Below are 308 nucleotides of genomic sequence, written 5' to 3'. Positions count from 1 at the left end.
GAAATCTTTGATAAGTTACGCGACGCGGTCGTAAGTCAAAACGTCGCAGGTACTGCCGAGCTATGCAAGGAGGCTCTGGCTTCAGGAATTCCGGCACTTGACATTATTACAAAGGGCCTTTCCGTTGGAATGAAAATTGTCGGGGATAAGTTTGAAGCCGCCGAGATTTTCCTGCCTCAAATCATGATGTCCGGAAAAGCAATGAGCAGTGCAATGGAAGTCCTTACCCCTGAACTTGAAAAGAACAAGAAAGAAGGAGAAGAAGCAGGACTTGCCATCACCTTTGTTGCAGAAGGAGATATTCACGA

General features: G+C 46.4%; 1 protein-coding gene. It reads left to right on the top strand.

Annotation, left to right across the window (positions count from 1 at the left end; all coding sequences use genetic code 11):
• The coding region (locus tag BP621_RS00750; protein ID WP_292387262.1) for a B12-binding domain-containing protein at positions 1-308 on the top strand (308 nt) is incomplete at both ends.

This window comes from Methanosarcina sp. UBA5, from assembly GCF_002505485.1.
In the GTDB taxonomy this organism is placed as follows: Archaea; Halobacteriota; Methanosarcinia; order Methanosarcinales; family Methanosarcinaceae; genus Methanosarcina.
The sequence above is the reverse complement of the archived record's forward strand: the minus strand, read 5'-3'. Positions and strand labels throughout refer to the sequence as shown.